We start from the raw sequence: 8,540 nt of genomic DNA, 5'->3' as shown, positions 1-8,540 counted from the left end.
CTCGACCTCCTGCGCCCGATCTACGCGCAGACCGCCGCCTACGGCCACTTCGGCCGCGAGCTCCCCGACTTCACCTGGGAGCGCACCGACCGCGTCGACGCCCTGCGCGCCGCCGCCGGCCTGTAGACGGCACCCGCTCCACCCGGTACCGCCCCGGACCCACCGGTCCGGGGCGGTACCGCGTTGCGGCACCCGTCCGCCCGGCACGGGCTGCCCGGGCGCTCCAGCGCGAGGGGCGACGGCTCCATCCCGAGCCGGGCGCGAGCCCGGTGGCGAAGGACCGCGGTACCGCCGCCGCCCGCCGAGACCTCGGGAGGGCCCCGACTGTCGGTGCCCTTTGGTAAGAATGCTGCTGTGAGCAGCGAGAACGCACCCGACGCAGACGGCCCCGGCGGCCCGCCGGAACAGCTCGCACTGCTCCGGGACATGGTCGCCGAGGCGAAGGCCAAGGCGCCCAAGGCCAAGCCGCGGACCTGGCGCGGGGCCGCCCTCGCCGAGGAGCTGCCGGTGGCCCGCGTCCTGGTGAACAAGGGCGTCCTCCACCTCGACCGGCTCTTCGACTACGCCGTCCCCGCCGAGCTCTCCGAGACCGCCCGGCCCGGCGTCCGGGTCCGGGTCCGCTTCGGCGCGGGCGCCCACCGGGTGCACGGCGGCCGCCGCGAGGGCGGCGGGCTCATCGACGGGTTCATCGTCGAGCGGTGCGCCGAGTCCGACTACGAGGGGGCGCTCGCCGCCCTCGCCCAGGTCGTCTCGCCCGAGGTGGTCCTCGGCCCCCGCATGCTGGCCCTCGCCCGGGCCGTGGCCGACCGGTACGCGGGCAGCCTGGCCGACGTCCTCCAGCTGGCGCTGCCCCCGCGCAACGCCCGCGCCGAGGCCAGGCCCTCCCCGGAGCCGCTGCCCCCGCCCCCCGTGCCCGAGCCGGGCGGCTGGACCCGGTACGGCGCCGGTACCGCCTTCCTGCGCGCCCTGGCCGGCGGCGGCACCCCGCGCGCGGTGTGGACCGCCCTGCCCGGCCCCGGCTGGGCCGACGAGCTGGCCCGGGCCATGGCGGCCGCGCTCGCCTCCGGCCGCGGCGCGCTCGCCGTCGTACCCGACGGGCGCACCGCCGCCCGGGTCGACGCCGCCCTCACCGCCCTGCTGGGCGAGGGCAGGCACGCCCTGCTGACCGCCGACTCCGGGCCCGAGAAGCGCTACCGGGAGTGGCTCGCGGTCAACCGGGGCTCGGTACGGGCCGTGGTAGGCACCCGGGCCGCCATGTTCGCGCCCGTACGGGACCTCGGGCTCGTCGCGGTCTGGGACGACGGCGACTCCAGCCACGGCGACGACCACGCCCCCTTCCCGCACGTCCGCGAGGTGCTGGAGCTGCGCGCGGTCACCGACGGCTGCGGCTTCCTCGTCGGCGGCACCAGCTGCACGGTCGAGGCCGCCCAGCTGGTCGAGTCCGGCTGGGCCCGCCCGCTGGCCGCCGACCGGGAGACGGTGCGCGCCGCCGCCCCCCGCGTCCGGACCGTCGGCGACGAGCTGCTGGCCCGTGACGGGGCCGCCCGCGCGGCGCGGCTGCCGAGCCTGGCCTGGGAGACGGTCCGGGAGGGCCTCAGGAGCGGGCCCGTACTGGTCCAGGTGCCCCGGCGCGGTTACGTGCCCCGGCTGGCGTGCGAGCGCTGCCGGACCCCGGCCCGCTGCACCGTGTGCGCCGGCCCGCTGGAGGCCCCCGACGAGCGGGACCTGCACTGCGGCTGGTGCGGGCGGGGCGAGCCCTCCTGGCACTGCGAGGAGTGCGGCTCCTTCCGGCTGCGGGCCCAGGTGGTGGGCGCGCGGCGGACCGCGGAGGAGCTGGGCCGGGCCTTCCCGGCCGTGCCCGTGCGGACCTCGGGGCGCGACCACGTCCTGGACGAGGTGCCGGACCGCCCGGCGCTGGTGGTCTCCACCCCCGGCGCCGAACCGGTCGCGGCGGGCGCCGGGTACGCGGCGGCGCTGCTGCTGGACGGCTGGGCGATGCTGACCCGCCCCGACCTGCGGGCGGGGGAGGACGCGCTGCGCCGCTGGATCGCCGCAGCCTCGCTGGTCCGCGAGGACGGGCAGGTCGTGGTCGTCGCCGAGCCGACGCTGCGGCCCGTCCAGGCCCTGGTGCGCTGGGACCCCGTGGGGCACGCGGTCCGGGAGCTGGCGGAGCGGGCCCAGCTGGGGTTCCCGCCCGTGTCGCGGATGGCCGCCGTGGCGGGACGGCCCGAGGCCCTGGAGGCCTTCCTGGGGGCCGCCGCCCTGCCGGCGGACGCGGAGGTGCTGGGTCCCGTACCGCTGCCGGGGCGGCGGGGGGAGGCCTCGCCGGGGGAGCGGGCCCTGATCCGGGTGCCGCCCGGCAGCGGGGCGGCGCTGGCCGCCGCGCTGAAGTCGGCCCAGGCCGCGCGGATGGCCCGGGGGGTGGCGGTCGCCGACGCGGTCCGGATCCGGATCGACCCGCCGGACATCGGCTGAGTTCCGGGTGGGGGCCGCGGGTGCCGCTGCGCGGGGCGGGGTCCCCTACCCGCCCTTCCACCGTTCCTCCGCCAGCTACCGCTGGGAGGGGCGCCCCCAGACCCCCGCGCCTCAAACGCCGGCGGGGCTGGAATTTCGCTGCGCGAATTCCGGCCCGCGCGGCGTTTGAGCGCAACGGGGTCAGGGGTGAAGCCCCTGGGGCCCCTCCCAGCGGTAGCTCGGGGGGGAACGGTGGAAGGGCGGGTAGGGGACCAGCCCCGCAGGGCCGCCCTCAGGGGCCGTGCCGTCGGGGGTCGGCGTCCCGGCGGCGGGGGGTGTCAGCCGTTGCGGGGGCCCGGGAAGGCGGACTGGCGGGTCGCGGCTGCGGCCTGGGTGTCCTCGCGGACGGGCTGCGGCGGCACCGAGCGCGCCGCGGGGATCGTGGGCAGCGGGCCCAGGGGCCGGGGCGCGGTGCCCTCGGCCGACGGCTCCGCGGCCTCGGCGGCCTGCGCGCGCCGGGCGCCGTAGCGGCGGTGAACGGCCTGCTTGGTGACGCCGAGCGCCGAGCCGACCGCGTCCCAGGAGAAGCCGAGGGAGCGGTCGAAGTCCACGGCCGCGGTGACGAGCGTCTCGACGCTGTCCCGCAGTTCCTGGGCGAGGCGGACGGTGGGCGCGGGCGCCCTGCCGTAGACGACGAAGCCCGTGGAGGGCCCGGAGCGGCGCGGGCGGTAGACGTTGCCGAGCTGGGCGGTGAGCGTGCGGAGTGCGTCCACCTGCCGGCGAACCCGCTCGATGTCCCGCACCAGGAGGTGCAGACTGGCCCGTGCTTGGGCGTCATGGGTGGCGTGGTCGGCCATGGAGAAGCCTCTCGAACCGGTGCTGAAGAGCGGATCGGGCCGCAGACACCGTTCTTGATCGCGGCCCGTTTCGGTCAATCTCTCTTGACCAACGCGCCAACGTGCGCGCAGGTCACGCCCTGGGGGCGTGTCGGCATATGCGAGAGGCGCGCGTGTGTGCGTACGCCCCCGGTCCCACCGGTGGGTGCGGGGGGCCACGCCCCCTAGACTGGACCGCTGCTGACGCCGAGATAGCGAGGTAGGACCCAGTGAAGCTCGTCTTCGCAGGCACCCCCGAGGTCGCCGTGCCCGCCCTGGACGCCCTGATCGCCTCCGGGCGGCACGAGGTCGCGGCCGTCGTCACCCGGCCCGACGCACCGGCCGGCCGCGGCCGCCGGCTGGTCGCCAGCCCGGTCGCCGAGCGCGCCGAGGAGGCCGGCATCGAGGTCCTCAAGCCGGTCCGCCCGCGCGATCCGGAGTTCCAGGAGCGGCTGCGCGAGATCGCCCCGGACTGCTGCCCCGTCGTCGCGTACGGCGCCCTGCTCCCCAAGAGCGCGCTGGACATCCCCGCCCACGGATGGGTCAACCTGCACTTCTCGCTGCTGCCCGCCTGGCGCGGCGCCGCGCCCGTCCAGCAGTCGATCATGGCCGGCGACCAGGTCACCGGCGCCTCCACCTTCCGCATCGAGGAGGGGCTCGACACCGGCCCGGTCTTCGGGGTCCTCACCGAGGAGATCCGCCCGACCGACACCAGCGGCGACCTGCTGACCCGCCTCGCCTTCGCCGGCGCCGGACTGCTGACCGCGACCATGGACGGCATCGAGGACGGCACCCTGCGCGCCGTCGAGCAGCCCGCCGAGGGGGTGTCCCACGCGCCGAAGATCACCGTCGAGGACGCCCACGTCGACTGGAACGCCCCCGCGCTGCGCGCCGACCGCGTCGTGCGCGGCTGCACCCCGGCGCCGGGCGCGTGGACCGTCTTCCGCGGCGAGCGCCTGAAGCTGGTCTCCGTCGGGCTCGTCCCCGACCGCACCGACCTCGCGCCGGGCGCCCTGGCCCCGGCCAAGAACAACGTGTACGTCGGCACCGGCTCGCACGCCGTCGAGCTGCTCTGGGTGCAGCCGCAGGGCAAGAAGCCGATGAAGGGCGCCGACTGGGCCCGCGGGGTGCGCATCGCTCCCGGCGAGCGCCTGGGCGGGGCCGACGTAGGCTGATTCCATCCGCACCCCCGCCCGGGCGGGGGCGCCCGCGGCACCCGAAGGACCGCCGTACCCGCCGCCGCCCCATCGCGGCACCCGCACCACCGCCGCACCCGCACCACCGCCGCACCCGCACCACCGCAGTACCCCGAAGCACCTCGTACCTCCGGAGCACCTTTCACGTGAGCGAAAAGTCCCCCCAGCCCCGCCGCAGCCCCGCCCCGGGCGGCCGGCCGGCCAAGCCCTACCGCCGGCCCCAGAAGGACCCCGTCCGGATGCTGGCCTTCGAGGCGCTGCGGGCGGTGGACGAGCGCGACGCGTACGCGAACCTCGTCCTGCCCCCGCTGCTGAAGAAGGCCCGCCAGGACGAGCGGTTCCAGGCGCGCGACGCCGCCCTGGCCACCGAGCTGGTCTACGGGACCCTGCGCCGCCAGGGCACCTACGACGCGATCATCTCCGCCTGCGTCGACCGTCCGCTGCGCGAGGTGGACCCGCCGGTCCTGGACGTGCTGTCGCTCGGCGCGCACCAGCTCCTGGGCACCCGCATCCCCACGCACGCCGCGGTGTCGGCCAGCGTGGAGCTGGCCCGGGTGGTGCTCGGCGACGGCCGGGCGAAGTTCGTGAACGCCGTCCTGCGCAAGATCGCCGCCCACGACCTGGACGGCTGGCTGGAGCGGGTCGCGCCGCCGTACGAGGAGGACGCCGAGGAGCACCTCGCGGTCTACCACTCCCACCCCCGCTGGGTGGTCAGCGCCCTGTGGGACGCCCTGGGCGGCGGGCGCGCCGGGATCGAGGACCTGCTGGAGGCCGACAACGAGCGGCCCGAGGTCACGCTCGTGGCGCGGCCGGGCCGGTCCACGCCCGAGGAGCTGGTGGAGGCGCTCGGCGAGGAGTCGGCGCTGCCCGGCCGCTGGTCGCCGTACGCCGTCCGGATGGCCGAGGGCGGCGAGCCGGGCGCGCTGGAGGCGGTCCGCGAGGGGCGCGCCGGCGTCCAGGACGAGGGCAGCCAGCTGGTGGCCATGGCCCTGGCGGCGGCCCCGGTCGAGGGCCGTGACGAGCGCTGGCTCGACGGCTGCGCGGGCCCGGGCGGCAAGGCGTCGCTGCTGGGCGCGCTGGCCGCGCAGCGGGGTGCGTTCCTGCTGGCCTCCGAGAAGCAGCCGCACCGGGCGCGCCTGGTGGAGCGGTCGCTGTCCGGCAACCCGGGCCCGTACCAGGTGATCGCCGCCGACGGCACCCGCCCGCCGTGGCGCCCGGGCTCCTTCGACCGGGTGCTGATGGACGTCCCCTGCTCCGGCCTGGGCGCGCTCCGGCGCCGCCCGGAGGCCCGCTGGCGGCGGCGCCCGCAGGACCTGGAGGGCTTCGCGCCGCTCCAGCGGGCCCTGCTGCGCGAGGCCCTGTCGGCGGTGCGGATCGGCGGCGTCGTGGGCTACGCGACCTGCTCCCCGCACCTGGCGGAGACCCGCGTGGTGGTGGACGACGTCCTCAAGGGCCGGGGAGCCGGCAACCTCCCGGTGGCGGCCGAACTGATCGACGCCCGCCCGTACATGGAGGGCGTCCCGGCCCTCGGCGACGGCCCGGACGTCCAGCTGTGGCCGCACCTGCACGGCACGGACGCCATGTACCTGGCCCTGCTGCGCCGCACGGCGTAGGGCTCAGCCGGCCGGTACGTGCCCGGTGCCCGCGCACCAGACGCGGCGGATGCGGCGGGTGGCGCGGATGTCCGCCAGCGGGTCGCCGTCGAGGAGGACGAGGTCGGCGCGCAGGCCGGGGCGGACCGCGCCCCGGTCGGTGAGGCCGAAGTGGCGGGCGGGCAGGACCGTGGCGGCGCGCAGGGCCTCCCGCGGGGACAGGCCGGCGTCCACGAGCAGTTCCAGCTCGTGGTGCAGGCTGCTGCCGTGCGCCGGGGTGAAGGGAACGCCCGGGGTGGCGTTGGCGTCCGTGCCGGCGAGGACCGGCACCCCGGCCCGGTGCAGGGCGGCGACGCCCGCCCGGGCCGGTGCGTACGCCACGCCCGGCAGCCCGGTCCCGGCGAGACCCTCCATCATGGTCAGGGTCGGTACGGCGGCCCGTCCGGCGGCGCGCATCCGGGCCGCGGCGGCCGCGTCGAGGGCCCGGTCCCCGGGGACGTGGGTGAGGACGTCGGCCCCGGCCTCCTGGGCCATGGCGTACGCCTCCACGGCCGCCGCGTGGGCGACGACGAGGCGGCCGTGCGCGTGCGCGGCGGCGACCAGGGCGTCGAGGGTGGGCTGGTCCAGGGCCCCGGGCCCGGGCCGCTCGGCGACGATCTTGATGTAGTCGGCGCCCTCGGCGACCCGGGCCGCGACGAACCGCTCCGCGTCCCCGGGGCCCGTCACGACGCTGTCCGGGGGCACCCCGGGCAGGCCGGAGTGCGGGCCGCCCGCCGCGACGGCGAGGGTGCCCGGGCTGCGGACGTCCGTGAGCCCCGGCACCCCGCGCAGGGAGTCGACGAGGGCCGGGGGCCAGGTGGCCATGTCCAGGGCGGTGGTGACGCCGTGGTCGCGCAGCCGGCGGAGGTCCCCGGGGCCGCGCAGGTGGACGTGGGCGTCGATCAGCCCGGGCAGCAGGACGCCGCCCGCGCAGTCGACCACCCGGGCCCCGGCGGGGTCGGTGCCGATCACCCCGCCGTCGACGACGACCGTGGCGGGGTCGAGGATCCGCCGGCCGTCGAAGACCCGTACGCCGGTCAGAGCCGTCTTCACACCGTCCTCCAGGCAGTTGCGGGGGCGGTCATCGTCCCGCGGAACGACGGCTGCGGACGGGGGACACCAGGGTCGGCACGAAGGAGAGCGCCAGGACGGCCGTACCGGCCCACAGGGCGGTCCGCAGGTCCGTGAGCCCCGCCAGGAGGCCCGAGGCGGCGGAGCCGAGGGCGAGGGCGCCGGTCAGCATGCACCGGAAGGTGGCGTTCATGCGGCCGAGGAGCGGGTCCGGCGTCAGGTGCTGGCGCAGGCTGACGCCGAGGACGTTGCCGGAGCCGATCGTGACGGTGGACACCAGCCAGCCCGCCGCGGCCGCCCACAGCCACGGCCCGCGCTCCGCGAGCGGGACCAGCAGGGCCGCCGGGGTCAGGCTCAGCGTCAGGGCCCGGCCGTAGCCGGCCCGGGCGGCGAAGGGCCGGGCCAGCCGGGCCCCGCACAGCAGCCCCGCGCCGCCCGCCGCCCAGAACAGGCCGAGCGCGGTGGCGGACAGCCCCAGCTCGCGGACGAAGAGCACCGGGAGCATCGCATTGACCACCGCCCCGCCCAGGTTGTTCAGGCTCGCCGTCAGCGCCAGGGCGCGCAGCTCCGGGTGGCCCAGTACGTGCCGCAGCCCTTCCGAGACCTGGGTGCGCAGCGGGGTCCGCGCGGTGGCGGACGGCTCCGGGAGGGGGCGCAGGCGCAGCAGCCCGAGCGCGGAGCCGAGGTGGCCGAGGGCGGCGCAGGCCAGCGCTGCGGGGGCGGTCAGCGAGGCGATCAGGGTCCCGCCGACCCCCCGGCCGGCGATGTTGGCCACGGCCGTCAGCGTCACCAGGGCGGCGTTGGCCCGTACCAGGCCGTCCCGGCCCACCAGGCGGGGCAGGACGCTCTGGGAGCCGACCTCGCCGAACACGGCGGCGCAGCCGGACAGCAGGGCGACGGCGTACAGGTGGGGGAGGGTGAGCCGGTCCGCCCACCAGGCCAGCGGGAGGGAGGCGACGAGGGCCGCCCGGGCGAGGTCGGCGGTGATCAGGACCCGGCGGACGGGCAGCCGGTCGACCCACGCGCCTGCAGGCAGGCCGATGAGCAGGAAGGCGGCGGTGGACAGCGCCGCGAGCGCGCCGACCTGGGCGGCGCTCGCGTCGAGGGCGGTCAGGGCGAGCAGCGGGACGGCGATGTAGCCGGTGTTGGCGGCGAACTGGCTCAGGGTCGCGGCGCCGAAGAGGGCGCGGAAGTCCGGGATGCGCCAGGGGCCGGCGCCGGCCGGGGGCGGGCAGGGCGAGCCGGTCGGCCGGGGGGATGCGTCGGCGGTCGTCATGGGTGTAGTTGTGGTCACACTCCACCGCGAAGTACAA

7 protein-coding genes are annotated in these 8,540 nt (G+C 77.8%); 4 read left to right on the top strand and 3 right to left on the bottom strand.

Translation table 11 applies throughout. From position 1 onward, the window contains the following. Positions 1-126 (top strand): methionine adenosyltransferase domain-containing protein (locus ACIRBY_RS33070; RefSeq protein WP_366083555.1); only part of this gene is annotated, 126 nt, incomplete at its 5' end. Between the two features lie 228 nt (positions 127-354). Beyond that, the gene (locus ACIRBY_RS33065; RefSeq protein WP_403907655.1) at positions 355-2,475 is read left to right on the top strand and encodes a primosomal protein N'; all 2,121 of its coding nucleotides are present in this window, start codon (positions 355-357) and stop codon (positions 2,473-2,475) included. A gap of 317 nt (positions 2,476-2,792) precedes the next feature. Here ACIRBY_RS33065 and ACIRBY_RS33060 read toward each other — a convergent pair whose 3' ends face one another. Further along, positions 2,793-3,311, bottom strand: coding sequence for a hypothetical protein (locus ACIRBY_RS33060; protein ID WP_403907653.1), 519 nt, complete (start codon positions 3,309-3,311; stop codon positions 2,793-2,795). A gap of 248 nt (positions 3,312-3,559) precedes the next feature. Between ACIRBY_RS33060 and fmt the strand changes: the two genes are divergently transcribed. Beyond that, positions 3,560-4,504, top strand: coding sequence for a methionyl-tRNA formyltransferase (gene fmt, locus ACIRBY_RS33055; protein ID WP_403907651.1), 945 nt, complete (start codon positions 3,560-3,562; stop codon positions 4,502-4,504). Positions 4,505-4,671: 167 nt separating this feature from the next. Beyond that, a complete protein-coding gene (locus tag ACIRBY_RS33050) occupies positions 4,672-6,138 on the top strand; it encodes an RsmB/NOP family class I SAM-dependent RNA methyltransferase (RefSeq protein WP_403907649.1) in 1,467 nt (488 codons plus the stop codon). Positions 6,139-6,141: 3 nt separating this feature from the next. Here ACIRBY_RS33050 and ACIRBY_RS33045 read toward each other — a convergent pair whose 3' ends face one another. Further along, positions 6,142-7,221 (bottom strand): amidohydrolase family protein, encoded by a 1,080-nt coding sequence (locus ACIRBY_RS33045; protein ID WP_403907669.1) that lies wholly within the window; start codon positions 7,219-7,221, stop codon positions 6,142-6,144. A gap of 16 nt (positions 7,222-7,237) precedes the next feature. Next, positions 7,238-8,503: an MFS transporter gene (locus tag ACIRBY_RS33040; protein ID WP_403907647.1), complete on the bottom strand. Its 1,266-nt coding sequence runs from the start codon at positions 8,501-8,503 to the stop codon at positions 7,238-7,240. Positions 8,504-8,540 lie beyond the last annotated feature (37 nt).

The sequence above is a fragment of the Streptomyces sp. NPDC096136 genome, from assembly GCF_044763325.1.
In the GTDB taxonomy this organism is placed as follows: Bacteria; Actinomycetota; Actinomycetes; order Streptomycetales; family Streptomycetaceae; genus Streptomyces.
Note: the sequence above shows the minus strand (reverse complement) of the source record. Positions and strands in the feature narration are given on the sequence as shown.